Annotated in this window: 15 protein-coding genes; 10 read left to right on the top strand and 5 right to left on the bottom strand. The window is 32.2% G+C overall.

From position 1 onward, the window contains the following. Together ACKOWY_RS05475 and ACKOWY_RS05470 are read left to right on the top strand one after the other, a co-directional pair. The coding region (locus tag ACKOWY_RS05475) for a hypothetical protein (protein ID WP_408940435.1) at positions 1-197 on the top strand (197 nt) is incomplete at its 5' end. A 70-nt stretch (positions 198-267) separates the two neighbouring features. Next, positions 268-612: a hypothetical protein gene (locus ACKOWY_RS05470; protein ID WP_408940434.1), complete on the top strand. Its 345-nt coding sequence runs from the start codon at positions 268-270 to the stop codon at positions 610-612. Between the two features lie 50 nt (positions 613-662). Here the strand turns inward: ACKOWY_RS05470 and ACKOWY_RS05465 are convergent, their stop codons facing one another. Further along, on the bottom strand, positions 663-1,583 hold the full coding sequence (locus ACKOWY_RS05465) for a transporter (RefSeq protein WP_408940433.1): 921 nt from the start codon (positions 1,581-1,583) through the stop codon (positions 663-665). A 97-nt stretch (positions 1,584-1,680) separates the two neighbouring features. Next, complete coding sequence (locus ACKOWY_RS05460; RefSeq protein WP_408940432.1) at positions 1,681-2,055, bottom strand: hypothetical protein; 375 nt, start codon at positions 2,053-2,055, stop codon at positions 1,681-1,683. 162 nt (positions 2,056-2,217) lie between these two features. Between ACKOWY_RS05460 and ACKOWY_RS05455 the strand changes: the two genes are divergently transcribed. Beyond that, a complete protein-coding gene (locus tag ACKOWY_RS05455) occupies positions 2,218-2,658 on the top strand; it encodes a hypothetical protein (protein WP_408940431.1) in 441 nt (146 codons plus the stop codon). 102 nt (positions 2,659-2,760) lie between these two features. On the opposite strand, the gene ACKOWY_RS05450 is transcribed toward ACKOWY_RS05455, so the two are convergent. Together ACKOWY_RS05450 and ACKOWY_RS05445 are read right to left on the bottom strand one after the other, a co-directional pair. Next, positions 2,761-5,472 (bottom strand): carboxypeptidase-like regulatory domain-containing protein, encoded by a 2,712-nt coding sequence (locus tag ACKOWY_RS05450; protein ID WP_408940430.1) that lies wholly within the window; start codon positions 5,470-5,472, stop codon positions 2,761-2,763. A 67-nt stretch (positions 5,473-5,539) separates the two neighbouring features. Continuing rightward, positions 5,540-6,454 carry a GLPGLI family protein gene (locus ACKOWY_RS05445; protein WP_408940429.1) on the bottom strand — a complete coding sequence of 305 codons (915 nt, stop codon included), beginning with the start codon at positions 6,452-6,454 and terminating at the stop codon, positions 5,540-5,542. A gap of 133 nt (positions 6,455-6,587) precedes the next feature. Between ACKOWY_RS05445 and ACKOWY_RS05440 the strand changes: the two genes are divergently transcribed. From ACKOWY_RS05440 to lipB, 3 genes are read left to right on the top strand one after another with little or no spacing between them, the layout of a single operon-like run. Further along, positions 6,588-7,379 carry a hypothetical protein gene (locus tag ACKOWY_RS05440; RefSeq protein ID WP_408940428.1) on the top strand — a complete coding sequence of 264 codons (792 nt, stop codon included), beginning with the start codon at positions 6,588-6,590 and terminating at the stop codon, positions 7,377-7,379. Beyond that, positions 7,379-7,993 (top strand): deoxynucleoside kinase, encoded by a 615-nt coding sequence (locus ACKOWY_RS05435; protein ID WP_408940427.1) that lies wholly within the window; start codon positions 7,379-7,381, stop codon positions 7,991-7,993. The genes ACKOWY_RS05440 and ACKOWY_RS05435 overlap by 1 nt, the downstream gene beginning before the upstream one ends. Positions 7,994-8,047: 54 nt before the next feature. After that, positions 8,048-8,755 (top strand): lipoyl(octanoyl) transferase LipB, encoded by a 708-nt coding sequence (lipB, locus tag ACKOWY_RS05430; RefSeq protein WP_408940426.1) that lies wholly within the window; start codon positions 8,048-8,050, stop codon positions 8,753-8,755. A 4-nt stretch (positions 8,756-8,759) separates the two neighbouring features. Here the strand turns inward: lipB and ACKOWY_RS05425 are convergent, their stop codons facing one another. Then, entirely contained in the window at positions 8,760-9,344 is a 585-nt protein-coding gene (locus tag ACKOWY_RS05425) for a ribonuclease HII (protein ID WP_408940425.1), read from the bottom strand. Positions 9,345-9,543: 199 nt separating this feature from the next. Here ACKOWY_RS05425 and ACKOWY_RS05420 point away from each other — a divergent pair, with 199 nt between their 5' ends. The 4 genes from ACKOWY_RS05420 to ACKOWY_RS05405 all read left to right on the top strand — a co-directional run. Beyond that, positions 9,544-12,771 carry a SusC/RagA family TonB-linked outer membrane protein gene (locus tag ACKOWY_RS05420; protein ID WP_408940424.1) on the top strand — a complete coding sequence of 1,076 codons (3,228 nt, stop codon included), beginning with the start codon at positions 9,544-9,546 and terminating at the stop codon, positions 12,769-12,771. A gap of 13 nt (positions 12,772-12,784) precedes the next feature. Continuing rightward, entirely contained in the window at positions 12,785-14,440 is a 1,656-nt protein-coding gene (locus tag ACKOWY_RS05415; RefSeq protein ID WP_408940423.1) for a SusD/RagB family nutrient-binding outer membrane lipoprotein, read from the top strand. 113 nt (positions 14,441-14,553) lie between these two features. Further along, positions 14,554-16,500: a putative porin gene (locus ACKOWY_RS05410; protein ID WP_408940422.1), complete on the top strand. Its 1,947-nt coding sequence runs from the start codon at positions 14,554-14,556 to the stop codon at positions 16,498-16,500. 183 nt (positions 16,501-16,683) lie between these two features. Beyond that, positions 16,684-17,459, top strand: a 776-nt coding sequence (locus ACKOWY_RS05405; RefSeq protein ID WP_408940421.1) for a PLP-dependent cysteine synthase family protein, incomplete at its 3' end; no start/stop codon positions are given.

The raw sequence follows: 17,459 nt of genomic DNA, 5'->3' as shown, positions 1-17,459 counted from the left end.
GTCGGTGCGAGCACCAATGGTGCTTTTGCCGTAGTTGTGCCAATCAAAGGCGGTGGAGGCCATGCGCTGCCACAGCGACATGTGAGGGTTGTTTTCGCCACTCTCAATGGGATGCTGCAATGAAAGGTTTATCTAAACATGGATTAATTAAAGTACATGTTGATGGTGATTCTAAAACTGTAGAGTTAAAATCATAATTTTTTGATTTTTATACTATTTGTAAAAAAAAATATTAAATTAGCATCTTAATAATCAACTAAATTAATTATGAAAAAAATTATTGCAATAGCAGCCTTATTTTTAGCATTTAGTATTAATGCGAATGCTCAAACAGCATCAAAAGCTAAAACCAGAACAGAAGCAATAACACCAGAGAGTGTTACTAAAGAACATGCTGCATTTACAAAAGCAGTTACAATGAACGAAAGTTTACAAAATGATATGATGACATTATTAAAGATGCGTATGGAATCTGTTAATGGTGCCAGAGAAGAAGATAAAAAAGCGATTTTCGAGAGATATTCTGCAAAAATGTTATCCGGATTAACTCCAGAGCAATTGAATCAATTTAAGTCAAACAAAGAATTATATTTGAAATTAATTGAATATTAATCGTTTGATTAGAATATAAAAAAGCGGCCTCAATTGAGGCCTCTTTTTATTTAAAATGCTTTAATAATTCCTATTCTAAAGCGGTAACCAAAATTATTTTGCATTCCATTCATTTTATTGATGATAGGTTCTGAAAAATTTATTGGCATTGCCCATTTTTTATATGAAATTGTAGCGCCAACATTAGCTAACCCTAAATAATGACCTGAGTTGTCATCTACAATATCATTTTCTTTTAATTTGTCTAACCATTCACCTGTATAACCTAAATTAGCAGTTAATCCGAAGTTAGGTTTAGTTTTTTTATCATTTTCATCTAAAGAACAAATAGTTGTTTCTCCCTTGATTTTATAGGATAAAGTTAGGCTTTGAGTAGATAAACTACCGTAATAATTATTTTCAAATCCTGGATTAGATTTTTTATAAAGTACATTTCCGTTTAAGGTAAAGTTTTTCCAATTTTTTGAAACTAATATCCCACCCATAGGATCATAAGAGCCCGATCCAATTATTATTTTTGAATCATCAAAGTTAGAATCTTTTTGAATTCCGGTAGGTAATTTTATTCCTCCTTGAATTGCAAAACTGAAATTGTTTTTTTGATAAATAGAATAGGTTCCTAATACTATTAAATCCCCGAATCCGCTATCTGAGCCGTTGTTGGTGTAAAGATTTACATAAGGCAATAATGCCGAAACGGTCAGTTTTTTTGATACTCCATATCGAATTCCAACTGAATTAATTCGCATGCTTGTTAATAGCTTTTCATCCATTTCAGGAGCATCTCCTTTTTGTATTGAACGAAAATCTGTATAGGTTTCCACTACGATCATTTTTTTTGATAGTGTAAGAATTCCATTATTATAATCACCATTGGTTGCTCCAATTCCTGCTCCAGCGCAACAAGCACATTGGCTATAAATAAGTGTTGATGTTGCTAATAATACTATAGTAATAATTATTTTTTTCATTTTATTTTTCTTAAATTAATTTTGATATAAGTGCACGCCAATAGCTACATTAGTAATTTTACTAATGTAAATTGACTTTTATTATTCGATAAATAAATTAAGAAAAAGTTGGTGGATGAAACTCAGAATTGCCATTTAAATAGCAATAAAGATTTGAATAGTAGTTTGTTAAACTAGGCTTATTACTAGTGTTAATTTTATTGTTTAATAAAGAAATTAGATCTTGAAAAAATAAATTTTCAACTTCTTGTTTGTGATTGTCCTTTTTGTTGGATTGGATTGGTTTTTCTCCTTCTGAAGCTTTTGCTAATTCTTTTTTTAAATGACATTTACCGCAGCAGTTTAGTTTGGGTTTGTCTTTATTTTCGCAAAGGACAGTGCTGATGTATTTGTAGTTAACTAGGTAGTCTATAACCGGAAATACTGGTTTTAGAAATAAGGTTAATGCAACTATAATGAGAAATTTGTTCATTATATTATTAGACTACTTGTGAATTAAAAACTTGTGTTTTGTTTTTAATTATTTTGCTAAATTAGTAAAATTAGTAATAACAGTAAAATATTAAACTTTTGTTAAGCATTAAACTTTTCAGATTTATAAATGTCAAATTAGCATAACATAAAAATATACATCATGAAGAAATTAGTAGTTGCTGCATTATTAGTTGTTGGGATGACAACATTTGCACAGGAAAAAATGGATGAGCCTAAAAAACAATTAACTCCAGAACAAAAAGTTAACCTTCAAATTAAGAAGTTAACTAAAGAGTTGAATTTAACAGAAAAACAAATTCAGGAGATTCGTGTTATTGCCGCAAAAGAAATTGAACTAAGAGAAGCTCGAAAAGCTGAGATGGAGGCAAGAAAAGAGGGGCAAATTCGTTTAACCAAAGAGGAAATGAAAGCGCGTAAAGCAAAATTTGAAGAAGAAAGAGCACTTGCAGAAGAGCGTATGAAAACGATACTTACTCCAGAGCAATATACTAAATGGACTGAACTACGTAAGGCTCGTAAAGAGAAAATTGAAAATCGTATTGAGGAAAGAAAAGAAGAGCGATTGGAAGGTGGTAACTAGTGAATAGGCTCCTCAAATGCTTTAATTAAGGTTATTATTAAATAAAAAAAAACAGTAGCAAAATATAAACTTTGCTACTGTTTTTTTTTGAGAAAAGGAGAATTATAAATTATATTTCATGCTAAACATAATATAGCGTGGCTGCACAATATATTGTGAACTTGAAATTGTAAATTGATTAAAATTGTTGTCATTTAAAGAAGTGGTATTCAATAAATTTGTAGCCGAAATTTTATATTCAAATTTGCTATCCTTTTTTTGATAATTTAAACTTGCATTTAAAAATTGGTATTGATTATCAATTGTTTTATCACTGTTAAAATAATGATTGTATGAATAATCAGTAACAAATGCAAATCCATCCAAGAAATAATAATCCAAAGTGATTGATGGGGTGTTAGTGTAATATCTTGCGTGGTTATAATCGTTTATAGTAGTAGTATATCCTACTTCAATGTTAGGTAAGTTCTTGAACATTGTTGAGGTTTTGATTGAATAGTTTTGAGTAAAACTCTCTGATATCGTTTCAATTTGACTTCCATTTTGAATGTTGCTAAATTTAGACCAGTTTACATTTGCACTTCCTGAGGCTTTGTAATTTTTTAAAAATGAGCGCCCGTAACTTCCCATAGCAGAAGCAGATTCGTTTGGAAAATTCGAATTGTAAGGGGAAGAAGTTTGGTTGGCACCACTAAACGTTGCCGAAGTTTTAACTGCGTCAGTAGTTCGAGTATATGATGCGTTTGCAAAAATATTTTCAAAATTAAACATGTTGTATTTAAAATATCTAAGCGAATGAATTTGAGAAGTTGCATTTTCTAAATCTCTGTTACCTTTAAATAAACTGCTGTACCCGTTTAATATAAATCCTTGAGCCAATTGAGAAATGTCTGTAAATACATTGGTTAAGGAATAATTATAGGTTAAAGTCTCTGCTTTTTTTAGTTGGTATAAAACATATAAATCAGGCAGGAATTTAGAGAAATTTCTATTAGAATCAGAGCCTAATTGTTGGTTTTTCATACTGTAAATATGTTGGCTAAATCCAGGCGTAATGGTGATTTTTCCCAATAACATTTTGTAATGCAAACCAATAAATGCATCATTAAAATTATAGGTTACTTGATTGGAGTTTGTATTGTAATTTAGATCATTTTTAATTCCAGAATCTAATATTTGAAAAATAGCAGAATTAAAGTTTTGGTATGAATACGTGTTTCCTAGAGTAACATTAATATTACTTTTTGGAGTAACCATATAATAATAATCTAGCTTTGAATCTACTTTGTTCGTTTTTACAAATCGATTTTGACTGATGTCATTTCTGTTTTGATTTGGAATATATCCAATGATCGAAGTAAAGGGTTGAAAACGAAGGTTTGCATTATAAAAAGGATCTTCTTCTTGAAATAAATGCTGAATTTCTAAATCAAAAACACTTTTTTCTTTTAGCGTATAATAGATGCTAAAGTTTTGATTTGCTGAAGTTGGATTTTGTTTTTTATATGTCGAAATGTATTCAGAGGCAGTGATGCTATTAACAGTGGTTTCTCTATTTATAAATGAATTCTCCTCCTGATTGGATTTTTTTAGCAATACATCATAATCAAATTGAAAGTTTGTATTTGGCTTGTAAGATGAACTTATTTTTGCTAAACCATAATTAGTCTGTTGAACCGGAGTTTCCTTAGACGCTATTTGAGTTTGTGAAGCAATAATTTTAGATTGTGAATTGGTTTCAATTTGTGTTTTAGAAGAAGAAAAAACTCCAAAACCACTTATGGTCCAGCTTTTAGTTGGATTGTAAGAGAAGTTGGTTGCCCCAAATTTAGTTTCAATTTCTTTAGCTCTATTATTACGAAGTCCCATAATTCCTAAATCATTTGAAGCTACATTAAAAGCACTTCCGCCTTTTTTCATCATCCCTCTAAAACCACCGGTCATTTTAAAATAATCTTGAATCGTTAAAGGTAATTCACCTATATTATTGAAGTTGCTTATTATATTTACACTGTATTTTGGATTGTAATAAAATGCTTTCGGGTTAACAATATAGCGGTCTAGCTTTGTATTGCCACTATTATTACCAGTTCCTCCACCTGCGGTCATGTCGCCAAACCAAAAGTTCTTTTTTCCACTTTTTAGTTTAATATTCATAGCCACATTTTCCTCGTTATTTTCAAGGCCTTTTAATTGGCTTACCTCATTGAAGTTTCTAAGTACTTGTATTTTATCTATTGCATCTGATGGAATGTTTTTCACTCCCAATTTAGTATCGCCATCAAAGAAATCTTTTCCTTCAACCATTAATTTCGTTACTTTTTTACCTTCAACTTCTACTTCACCATCTGCATTTACTTCAACTCCAGGTAATTTTTTTAGTACATCTTCAAGTTTTTTTTCTGTACCCGATTTAAACGAATCAGCATTGTAAACAATGGTATCTCCTTTTATTGATACCGGCATTTCTCTTACAATTTCTACATCATTAAGTTCAATGCCACCTGAGTTCATCGATATATTTTGAACAATATTTTCTTCTTTAGTGGTGACATTAATTTCTTTGTTTTGCATTCCTATGTAGGTAAGCTTAATTACATAAGAAGTGTTCTTCTTTAGGTTTAAACTAAATTTACCTTTATTATTGGTAATGGCATAAGCATCCATTGCTTTTGTGGTAGCATTTACAGCCATAATATTGGCCATGTCCAAAGGGGTGTTGCCGCCTTCACTAACTATTCCTTCAAAACGAATGGTTTGAGCAAAAGAAAAAGAGGTAATAAATAATATAAACAGAACTATATTTTTTTTCATAATTATTTTCTTTGTATGCATAAAAATAACAAAAGGAAGATTAATTTCTTCCTTTTGAATTATTTATTTAGTGATTAATTCTCATTTCAAAATTTCTGCCACCTTTTCCTTGATTCATTTGACGAAATTCTTCCATTTTTTTTGTGATGGTTTCGTCATAGTCTTTTTGAGAAATTTCTTTACCATTTGTAGGTGCTTTGATGTCTGCTTTATCCTTTGGGTTCAAGACTACTTTAGAACATAAAATTATTGTTTTACCATCATTTACTTCTAGAATTAATCCAGGTAATCCCCAATATCCTTCAGGTCCTTGATTTACAGGGATTTCTGGAGTGTACCAAGCTGTAACAGTTATTTCCTTAGGCAACTCGATATCTTCCATGAAATTTGTTTTCTTTTCTTTATTATCCGTTTTGGTAGAGTCAGAATTGATTTCTTTCTTTTTGTCGTCCTCTCTTCTTGGTCTGAAGTTTCTAAAATCGGTTTTGCTGGCAGGAATTACTGTAGTTGCTTTGTAGCAATTATATCCTCCAATTTGTCTTGTTTCACTCTCCATAACCCATTTGTAAGCAACCAATGAATCTTTAACTAAAAATTCTTTTCCCATAAATTCCTTGTCTACAGTGTATTTTTTGTCCTTTACATTTTTGTAATAGGTGCCACCACCTCCCATAAAAGAGCTCATCATTCGCATTCCGCCACCGCCACCTCCTTGTCCAGGTGCATCAAGTTTTTCTTCTTCTTTATAAATTGAAGCTTGCTTATCAAAATTTAGAATAAATGTTTTTTCAAACATTTTTTTCATACGCTCCTCAATCATTTTTTGCATTTCGGGAGTCATTTCTTTATTTCCTTCAAAACGCTTTTTAAAGTCGGCAGTACTGGTTTTTGATTCGTATACCGCCATTCCCTGAAAGTCTTTTTGAGCAAAAGAAGATAGGAATGTCATAACAAAAAGTAAGGAAGTTGCTATTTTTTTCATAATGAAATTTTTTATTGGAATTTGCAATCAGCAAATATGACGATTGAAACTGTTTTTTGTTACTAATAATTTGTTAAATATTTAGGTTGGCATTTTGGCAAATTTAATTTGTTTAATGTAATTTAGCCTCCCAATGAAAAAATTATTCTATTTATTTTTCTTTTATATTACTCTTACAGGTAATTCTCAGGCCCAAGATCTAGTTCCTTTGGCTCAAGATTCTATTGCTATTAAAGCTGATAACTATTTTGGTTTTGATGGATATCAAAATTATTATTTCAGTAGTAATGATATAGTAATCAAGAAAAATAAATTAGCTACATTACAATTTCAAGATTTGTCACTTGGTGAAGTTACTAAAGTAGATGTTTTGAATCCATTAAAAATAATTGTTTTTTACGAAAAATTCAACACCGTAGTTATTTTAGATAATCAAATGAATGAAACGGAACGAATAAATTTTTCTGAAAGAGATTTTTCAATTGTAGTTTCAGCTGTTGGGGTTGCGGATCAAAACAAATTATGGATTTTTAATTCTTTAAATCAAAAATTAGCTTTGTACGATTTAATTACTAAGAATATTCAAGAAATAGGAAATTCATTAGAAAATGAAATTGCAAATTATCAAACCGATTATAATTATTTTCAATGGATATCAAAATCAGGCCAATGGAATTCTTGCGATAGATATGGAAGTGTTAGAAATATTACCAAATTAGAACTTCCAGAAAAAATTCAAATTATTGCCCCAAATACAATAGTTTATTTAAAAGAGAATACTTTGTTTGTGGGTGATTTCGAAATCGGCAAAAAAAACAAAATCAAAATTGTTGAGAAAACCTTTCGAAATTTTTATTACAAAGACCAAATTTTATCTATTTTTACCAACGAAGGAATTACAAACTATAAAATAAACTTACCATAATGCATATAGCAGTAGCAGGAAATATCGGTGCCGGGAAGACAACCCTAACGCGTCTTTTAGCTAAACATTTTAAATGGGAACCACATTTTGAAGATGTAGTTGACAATCCGTATTTAGACGATTTTTACCATCAAATGGAAAGATGGTCTTTTAATTTGCAGATTTATTTCTTAAACAGTCGTTTTCGTCAAGTATTGCAAATTAGAGAAAGCGGAAAAAAAATCATTCAAGATAGAACCATCTATGAAGATGCGCATATATTTGCTCCCAACCTACATGCTATGGGGTTAATGACCAATAGGGATTTTGAAAATTACAAATCACTCTTTGAGTTAATGGAAAGTTTGGTTAAAGCTCCCGATTTATTAATTTATCTACGAAGCTCAATTCCTAATTTAGTAGGGCAAATTCACAAACGCGGTAGAGAATATGAAAATTCCATTTCAATTGATTATCTAAGTCGATTGAATGAGCGTTACGAAGCTTGGATTACAACCTACACCAAAGGTAAATTATTAATTATTGATGTAGATAATATGGATTTCTTAAATAACCCAGAAGATTTAGGAAGTATTATTAATCGCATCGATGCAGAAATAAACGGATTATTCTAAATAATTTATTGTTAGAATAATTTTGGGTTAATCTTTTTTGGTTAACAAATAAATATGAATAAAAAGATAGTATTTCAAGATTTAGGGAAAAAAGATTACAAAGTAACTTGGGATTATCAAGAATCGCTCTTTCAAAAAATCGTAGATACTAAAATTCAAAACAGAAAGCAGGAAACCCAAATTCCTACTTCCAATTATTTTTTATTTGTAGAACATCCCCACGTATATACTTTAGGGAAAAGTGGCGATTTTTCGAATTTGCTTTTATCCGAAAAACAATTAGAACAAAAAGGCGCTACTTTTTATAAAATCAATAGGGGAGGTGATATTACCTATCACGGACCAGGGCAAATAGTAGGGTACCCAATTTTAGATCTTGAAAATTTCTTCCCCGATATTCATAAATACCTACGCCTTTTAGAAGAGGTAATTATTCTCACTCTGGCAGAGTATAATATAATAGGAGTGCGAAGTGAAGGAGAAACTGGAGTATGGCTAGGAGTTGGAACACCCTTTGCTAGAAAAATTTGTGCTATGGGAGTTCGAGCATCCCGCTGGGTAACCATGCACGGATTTGCTTTGAACGTCAATGCCGATTTAGGTTACTTTGATAATATCATTCCTTGTGGGATAAAAGGTAAAGCAGTTACCTCTTTAAATGTAGAGCTTGGCGTTGAAAAAATAAACGAGCACGAGGTGAAAGAAAAGATTCTAAAACACTTTTCCAATTTATTTGAATCTACCTTTATATATAAGGAGTAATTTTTTATTCTTCTTCCAATAATTTAAAACTCATTCGGTGGTATTTGGTAGGGCCGTATTTTTTTATGGCTGCTCGATGCTCTTTGGTTGGATAGCCTTTGTTTTGTTTCCAATTATACATAGGATATTCTTCATGTATTTTATCCATATACGCATCTCGGTATGTTTTAGCCAACACAGAGGCTGCTGCAATACTCATATATTTAGAGTCCCCTTTAATTATAGTACTATAAGGTATGCTTCCAACAGGTTTAAACCGATTTCCGTCTACTATTATATAATTAGGTGTAGGGTTTAATTTCAAAATACTCTCTTGCATCGCCAAAATTGAAGCATTAAGGATATTTATTTCGTCTATTTTATTGGGCTCGATATGAGTAACCGAAAACGAAACAGCAAGTTCTTCTAGTATAGGTTTGAGTTTTTCTCTTGTTTTTTCAGATAATTGTTTGGAGTCGTTTAGTAAATCTAAACTAAAACCATCTGGAAGGATTACAGCGGCAGCAGTTACTGGTCCGGCCAAGCAACCTCTTCCGGCTTCATCGGTACCGCATTCTAAAGTAAAATCAGTAAATCTTAATTTTAACATAATGTATTTTTTGACATAAATCAATAGAGAAGATCGGAATAGCGCTACCTCTCTTGCTCTTATTCGCTTGTGCTTGAAGCAAATTTAGGTAACGCAAATAAATTTAACATAAAAAAATGTAAATATTATCAAGAATAATTTGTTTATTTAAGATATTATTAAGAAGTTTGCGAGATAACTAACTCAAATAAAAATTAATATGAGATCGAAGTTCAAATGGATTTTTACGCTAGTATTAGCGTTATCAATGCAGTTTTCGTTTGCACAAGAGAAAACTGTTACAGGTACAGTTACCGATGGTAAACTACCTTTGTCTGGTGCTAATGTTGTGATCAAAGGATCATCAAAAGGTGTATCAGCAGATTTAGATGGTAAATATTCCATCAAAGCAAAACCAGGTGATGTTTTAGTAGTGTCTTTTTCAGGATACGAAAAAAAATCAGTTACTGTAGGTTCTGCTAACAGTTACAATGTAACTTTAAAAGAATCTTCTAAAGTATTAGAAGATGTAGTTTTCACTGGAGCTATGGGTATCAAAAGAACAAAAGATGCTGTAGTTTCTGCTCAAAAACAAATTGGAGCAAAAGAGTTAACTCAAGCTTCTAACCCTAATGCAATTCAAGCGTTAACCGGTAAAGTTTCTGGTTTGCAAATTAACACTACTTCAAATGGTGTTAATGCAAGCACTAGAATCCTTTTAAGAGGTAACAGAACAATTACAGGGGATAACCAAGCGTTAGTAGTAATTGATAACTCAATTTCATCTGCTGCTATCTTAGCTCAATTACCTCCGGATGTTATTGAAAATGTTAACGTAATTAAAGGTGCTCAAGGTGCTGCTTTATATGGAGCACAAGGGGTGAACGGTGTAATTATTGTTACAACTAAAAGAGGAACTAAAAGTGAAAAATTCACTTTTGGATTTAATTCTTCTGTAGATTTTGAAACTGTAAACTTTGTTCCTCAAACTCAGACTGAATATGGTCAAGGTTGGGCTAACGGTTACAACTTTCAATTCCCAGGTACAGATCCAAGAAATGGAAACATCCAGTTTTCTCCATACGAAAATGGTTCTTGGGGTCCTGCATACAACGATCCAGCATGGGCTGGAACAACTGTTCCTGTAGGTTTGCCACAAGCTGATGGAAATTTCATTACTACTAAATGGGAGCCAATTAAAGATAACATTAAAAAATTCTTTAAAACGGGTGTTATTTTCCAAAATGGATTCAACTTTAACGTAGGTGGTCCAGATTCTTATGCATTCGTTGCAATCAACAGACAATCAACAGATTTCCTTGTACAAGATGATAAATTATTAAGAAACTCATTCTTGTTTAAAGCTGGTAAAAAAGTTGGTAAATTCAGTATTGACGGAAACGTAAACTACATTTCTCAAAAAACTGAAGAAACAGATAGTAATTTGTTTGATGATTTAATTCAAACAGCTTCAAACATTCCTGTAGATAGATTTGGTGAATTAAACCAACACCACTGGACTGTATATGCTACTTCTCCTTATTGGACTGTTAAAAATGTTAGAAGTTCTAACGTAACTAATACTATTAATGGTACTTTATCTTTAGGATATGAGTTCAACAAACACATTAGTGTGAACTATACTGCTAACTTACAGTACAGAGGTTCTGAGTCACAATCTCACAGAAATGCGTTTAAAGATGAAATCAATACTGCATACAACTTTAGCCCATACAGCGATGGTGGTACAACTAACATGACCTATTCAGATTTATTAGGTGGTGGTGGAGCAGGAGCAATTGGTTCATACTTCTTTGAAAACCTTGCTTACTCAAGAAACTTTTACGGAGATTTATTAGTGAACTTCAACTACGATTTGTCAAAAAATTGGAACTTGAAATTCAATGTGGGTAACAACGTTCAAGACAGATACTTTAAAGAAATGTCTCAAGGTGGAGAAAATCTTGATGTAGCTGGTTTCTATAACATTTCTAACGTGTTAAATCCATACAATCCAACTGCTTTAAGAGCGTCTGGATATAACAATAGAATGATTGAATCTAGAAGAATCGCTGCTTTCACTAACGTGGATTTAGCATACCAAGATTATTTATTCTTCAACTTAACAGGAAGAATTGAGCAATATTCAGCGGTTAAAAATTCTTATTTCTATCCTTCTGTAGGGGTTTCATTTATCCCAACTAAAGCTATTGAGTCTTTAAAAGACAACAAAATTTTAAACTATGCTAAGTTGAATGCGTCGTATACTTCTGTAGGTAATACTTCTGCAACTTCTCCTTATGATACTAATGAGTTGACTAAAATCCCAACTGGATTCCCATTTGGAAATTTAGCTTCTTTAGCTTACAATAATAATCCTACTTACCCTGGTATCAAACCAGAATTCGTAAATACTATTGAGGTAGGTGGTCAATTAGGTTTCTTGAAAGATAGAATTACTTTAGAAGGATCTTACTATGTTGCTACAACTAAAGATTTGATTACTAGAGTAACTGCATCTTCTGCTTCTGGTAACTCTACTTTATTAAATAACGTAGGTGAATTAGAAAACAAAGGTTATGAAATCGACTTAGGATTTACTCCAATTAAAACAAATAGCTTTAAATGGGATGTAAGAACAAGTTATTCTACTTACAAAACAAAAGTTATAAAACTTGCTGATGGAGCAACTAGTGTAAACTTATTACAACCATCATCTCAATTTGGAATTTTTGCTGAAGTAGGTGAGGAGTTCCCATTAATTAAAGGTACTACTTTTGTTAAAGATGATAATGGAAATGTTATTGTTAATGCTAACGGTAACCCAACAAGAAATTCTACTTTCCAAAAATTAGGGAAAGCAACTCCAGATTACATCATTGGATTTACAAACTCTTTTGAATACAAAGGATTCAAATTAACATGTGTTGCTGACTTTAGAACTGGAGCTAGTGTTTGGTCTGAAGCTAAAAACTTATTGTATTTTACAGGAGGTGATGCTGATACAGCTGGTTTTGATAGAAACTTAGGTTATGTAATTCCTGGTAGTGTTACTAGTACTGGTGCTGCAAATACTGTACCTGCTGCAAATAATGCTTCTTATGTTGGAGTTTATAACTATTTCGCAACAGTTCACAGAGCTGCTGGTGAAACAAGTATTATTGATGCTACTGCATTAAAAATTAGAGAGCTTTCTTTAAGCTACGGTTTATCTAAAAAAGCATTAAAAGGTACTGGTTTAGAATCTTTAAGATTTGGAATCAATGCTAGAAATCCATTTGTTTTCTTAGCTGATGGTAAATTAATCAAACCAAGAAATGGTTCTGCTAACAATGGTTATGGTGATCCAGAGGCTTCATATACAAGTGGTAATGCACAAGGTTATATGAACATTGGTCAATATCCAACTTCAAGAACTGTAGGGTTTACAATGAATTTAACATTCTAAAAAATAAACGAAAATGAAAAAATTAAAATTAATACTGCCGGTTATTGCACTTGCTCTTTTCTCGTGTGATAATTACATGGACATCAACAGTCCGAGTCCAAATGATTTGGCCTTTTCTCAAGCTTCTCCAAGTAAATTATTACCTGGTGCTCAAGTTTCTGCTTTCAGAGTTCAAGCTACTACAATGAATCAATTGGGTAACGTTTTTATGAACGCATGGACAAGAAACGTAATGTCTTTTGGTAATGGATTCGATAGAGAATTACAATTACAAATTGACAATGGATTCTACAATGGAATTTGGGATGGTTTATTCGTTCAGTTGAAGAACTTTGACGCAATCATCAAATATCCTAACGATTCTCATAAATATGATTTGTATGTTGCTGCTGCAAAAATTTGTAAAGCACACTACATGAGCCAAATCGTAGATCTTTATGGAGATGCTCCATATTCTGAAGCTTGGCAAGGAAATGCTAACTTGACTCCTAAATATGATGATGATTATGCAATTTACAAAGCATTAATCACTGAATTAGAAGATGCAAGAAGCATTTTAGGTAACTATGATCCAGCTGTGGCAGAAGATTTTACTCCTTATGATGTAATGTTAAATGGAGATACTGCTAAATGGATTGAATTTGCTAATACATTAGAATTAAGAATGTGTTTACGTATGTCTGCTTGTACAGGTGCTAAAGCAACTTACAGAGATTCTAAATTAGCTGACTTAAGCTCTATCATCAATAATGGTGGATCTTTCTTGTCTGCTAATGTAGTTGTAAACCCTGGATTTAGTGCTGATTCTAATGCACAACAAAATCCTGCTTGGGGATACTATAGCTATGATGCTGCAGGAACTATTCTACAAAATAGAACGTTCATCTGTATGACAGGTCACGCTTACAAAGCTTTACAAAGTTATGCTACTACAAACTGGGCTGCATTTGGAAACAACTATGAAATTGTTCCAGGTTCTGGTATTAACTATCCTAACGTAACGGATCCTCGTTCTGCTACTATGTTTACTGCAGGAGCTTCTGGAGCGCCAAGAAGAGCAGTAACTCAAGGAAGTTCTGTAGTTGATGTAACTACTCCTACAGGTTCTTTAACAGGTTTAGCTTTACCTTGTAGAGTTGGTTTATCAGGAAATTTCAACCCTTATAATCAAGCTGCAACTACTGGTTATGACGGTATTGACGGATTTGTAATGACTAAATCTGAAGCTAATTTCTTAGCAGCAGAAGCAGCATTAAGATATCCTTCATTATTTAATGATCCTCAAGGTCAATTCGAAGCAGGTATAACTGATAACTTTGCTATGCGTAATGTAACTGCAGGTCCTGCTGCTTACCTTGCTGCAATTAATGCAAAAGCTAACTTTGGATGGACTGGTACAGATACTCAAAAATTACATGCTATTATGTACCAAAAATGGATTGCATTAATGGGAGTAAACAACTCTATTCAATCATACATTGATTACAATAGAACAGGTTTCCCTGTAACTCCTATGTCAACTATTGCAGTTAACCCTCGTAAACCATATAGATTAATCTATCCAGTTTCTGAGTATGTTGCAAATAGTGCAAATGTACCTTCTGTTTCAACTTCAGAAATCTATACAGTTAATAGTAAAACTCCTTTCTGGGTTCCAGGTGCACCTTGATAAATTTTATTATTATCAATAATAAAGACCGCCTTTATGGCGGTCTTTTTTTTACCCATTATTTATGATTTACTTAATAAACAATTGTTTATTTTTGTACCTTTCTTTAAACTATGAAAGTTTTATATTCAGTTATCTTATTCGTATTATCAGTAGCTCTTTTTGCACAAGAAAAAGAAAATATTGAAAAACCTAAAAGCATGCTTAAAACTCAAGCCCAAAAAGCTAAAGAGTTAGCCCGAAAGGCACCTATTACGTCGTATAAAATTATTTCAGTAGAAAAGGATACAATAATTTTAGATACCACTTTATCCATAAAAAAAGAATACAGTTATAATTACTTACATCGGGATTTATTTGGATTAATGCCTTTTCCCAATGAAGGTCAAGCTTATACCACTTTAAATTTTGGGTTAAAAAAATTCTCCCCATTCCCTGAGTTTGGTTTCAAAGCCAAGCACATGAATTATTTAGAAGCTGATGAAATAAAATATTATTCTGTCGCTACACCCTTAACCGAACTTTACTTTAAAACCGTAATGGAACAAGGTCAAAATGTAGACGCCTTAATTACTCTAAATACTTCAAAAAATTTCAATGTTTCTATCGCCTTCAAAGGCCTACGCTCTTTAGGTAAATACATCAACCAATTATCAAGTACAGGAAACTTCCGATTTACTTTAAGTTACTTTACTAAAAACAATCGGTATGCAATTAATTTTCATTACACCGGTCAAGATCTTTTAAATGGTGAAAATGGTGGGCTAACCCAACCCGAATTGTTTGAAGCCAATGACCCGCTCTACGTAAATCGTCCAAGACTTCAAGTCTATTTAACAGATGCTAAATCCTTCCTGAAAGGTAAACGCTTCTATATAGATCAATTAATTCGATTAAATACAAAAGACAAACAAAATAATATATTAATTGCGAATCAAATCAATTATGAACATAAGTTTTTTGAATACAATCAGGCTACTTTAAGCTCAACAATTGGTACTTTGGGTTCTTCTTTTAATAGATTTGGAACTGCTTCAACCTACTCTAATATCAATGATCAAATTTTATACGATCGTTTATATAATAAATTGGGTGCAATCTATGAAAATAAAACACTAGGTAAATTTCAATTTTTCACCGAGAATTTTATTTATAAATCCTTCACCGGTATTGATAAAACTGTTGGGACTACCCTAATTCCGGGTCAAATTCAAGCGGTTATCAATACAATTGGCGGTCAATACGATTACCGAAAAAATAAATGGAATGGAACAATTTTAGTTTCGAATTCTATTTCTACACAACCACTTCGCAATTTAGATGCAAAACTAACGTATACCATCAACCCAAAGAACAGCATCAATTTTCAATATCAAAATAGTAGTAAATCACCGAATAATAACTACATCCTAAATCAAAGTTCGTACACAAATTACAATTGGTTTAATAGTTTTAAAAACGAAAAAATAAATAATGTATCAGTCAATGCAACTACGCAATGGGTTGACGCTTCGGTACAATTAACAACTCTTGACGACCATTTGTATTTTCAAGACACCATTCATCAAGTCAACCAACAATTGGTTACACCACATCAGTATTCGGGATCGATTAATTATATTTCCTTTAAAATTGCCCGCGAATTCAAGTATAGAAAATGGGGTTTAGACAATACTTTATTGTATCAAAAAACTGTCCAAAAAGACACGATTCTTAACGTGCCACAGCTTACTTTAAGAAACACGCTTTATTTTTCCGACTATGTATTTAAAAGAGCGATGTTCTTACAAACCGGAATCACAATCAACTATTTTTCAAAATATTACGCCGATGATTACAATCCAATCCTAGGAGAGTTTTTTGTCCAAAAAGAGAAACAAATTGGCGATTTCCCAATGCTCGATTTCTTTATCAATGCGCGTGTAAAACAAACCCGAATTTTTCTAAAGGCAGAGCATTTCAACTCTTCCATGACCGGAAACAAGTTTTATTCCGCTCCCAATCTTCCTTACCACGATTTCTTAATTCGTTTTGGCTTGGTTTGGAATTTCTTTCAATAATTTTTTTTGAAACCAAATCGTTACGCATTTCTGTAAACTAATTTCCTGCTGTACGTTGTATCTTTTTCTTTTAAAGAAAAAGGATGCCACTTCCATCAGGGTTATTCAGCAAACATTTAGTCAGAATTTATTGTATTGCAAAACAATTATTTATCAATATCTTTGCTAAATCAAATAAAAATTATGAATTATTCAAAAAATATATTAGGTACTATTGGTAATACACCTTTGGTAAAACTAAATAAAGTAGTTGAAGGAATTGACGCTTTAGTACTAGCAAAAGTTGAAACGTTCAACCCAGGCAACTCTACCAAAGACCGTATGGCATTAAAAATGGTAGAAGATGCTGAAGCCGACGGCCGATTAAAACCAGGCGGAACCATTATTGAAGGAACTTCGGGTAATACCGGTATGGGATTGGCACTTGCTGCAATCGTTAAAGGGTACAAATGTATTTTTGTTATCACCGACAAACAATCCAAAGAAAAAATGGATATTCTTCGTGCGGTTGGTGCAAAAGTTATTGTATGCCCTACCGATGTGGAGCCTACCGATCCTCGTTCGTATTATTCGGTTTCAAAAAGATTGGGTACCGAAATTCCAAATTCATGGTATGTTAATCAATACGATAATCCAAGTAATGCAAAAGCACATTACGAACAAACAGGTCCTGAAATTTGGGAACAAACCGAAGGCAAAATAACTCATTTCGTAGTGGGTGTAGGAACTGGTGGTACCATCTCTGGAATAGGAAGATATTTAAAAGAGAAAAATCCAAATATTAAAATTTGGGGTATTGATACCTACGGTTCGGTATGTAAAAAATACCATGAAACCGGAATTTTTGATGAAAACGAAATCTATTCCTACATTACTGAAGGAATCGGAGAAGACATTCTTCCAAAAAATGTTGATTTTTCAATCATCGATGGTTTTACCAAAGTTACCGATAAAGATGC

It is taken from the genome of Flavobacterium sp. (genome assembly GCF_046073885.1).
Taxonomy (GTDB): domain Bacteria; phylum Bacteroidota; class Bacteroidia; order Flavobacteriales; family Flavobacteriaceae; genus Flavobacterium.
The sequence above is the reverse complement of the archived record's forward strand: the minus strand, read 5'-3'. Positions and strand labels throughout refer to the sequence as shown.

Excerpts from the sequence above, each read along its gene's own strand:
- ACKOWY_RS05415 (WP_408940423.1), top strand. The coding sequence starts at position 12,785 with ATGAAAAAATTAAAATTAATACTGCCGGTTATTGCACTTGCTCTTTTC.
- lipB (WP_408940426.1), top strand. The coding sequence starts at position 8,048 with ATGAATAAAAAGATAGTATTTCAAGATTTAGGGAAAAAAGATTACAAA.
- ACKOWY_RS05420 (WP_408940424.1), top strand. The coding sequence starts at position 9,544 with ATGAGATCGAAGTTCAAATGGATTTTTACGCTAGTATTAGCGTTATCA.
- ACKOWY_RS05440 (WP_408940428.1), top strand. The coding sequence starts at position 6,588 with ATGAAAAAATTATTCTATTTATTTTTCTTTTATATTACTCTTACAGGT.
- ACKOWY_RS05460 (WP_408940432.1), bottom strand. The coding sequence starts at position 2,055 with ATGAACAAATTTCTCATTATAGTTGCATTAACCTTATTTCTAAAACCA.
- ACKOWY_RS05435 (WP_408940427.1), top strand. The coding sequence starts at position 7,379 with ATGCATATAGCAGTAGCAGGAAATATCGGTGCCGGGAAGACAACCCTA.
- ACKOWY_RS05450 (WP_408940430.1), bottom strand. The coding sequence starts at position 5,472 with ATGAAAAAAAATATAGTTCTGTTTATATTATTTATTACCTCTTTTTCT.
- ACKOWY_RS05470 (WP_408940434.1), top strand. The coding sequence starts at position 268 with ATGAAAAAAATTATTGCAATAGCAGCCTTATTTTTAGCATTTAGTATT.
- ACKOWY_RS05410 (WP_408940422.1), top strand. The coding sequence starts at position 14,554 with ATGAAAGTTTTATATTCAGTTATCTTATTCGTATTATCAGTAGCTCTT.
- ACKOWY_RS05455 (WP_408940431.1), top strand. The coding sequence starts at position 2,218 with ATGAAGAAATTAGTAGTTGCTGCATTATTAGTTGTTGGGATGACAACA.
- ACKOWY_RS05445 (WP_408940429.1), bottom strand. The coding sequence starts at position 6,454 with ATGAAAAAAATAGCAACTTCCTTACTTTTTGTTATGACATTCCTATCT.
- ACKOWY_RS05425 (WP_408940425.1), bottom strand. The coding sequence starts at position 9,344 with ATGTTAAAATTAAGATTTACTGATTTTACTTTAGAATGCGGTACCGAT.
- ACKOWY_RS05465 (WP_408940433.1), bottom strand. The coding sequence starts at position 1,583 with ATGAAAAAAATAATTATTACTATAGTATTATTAGCAACATCAACACTT.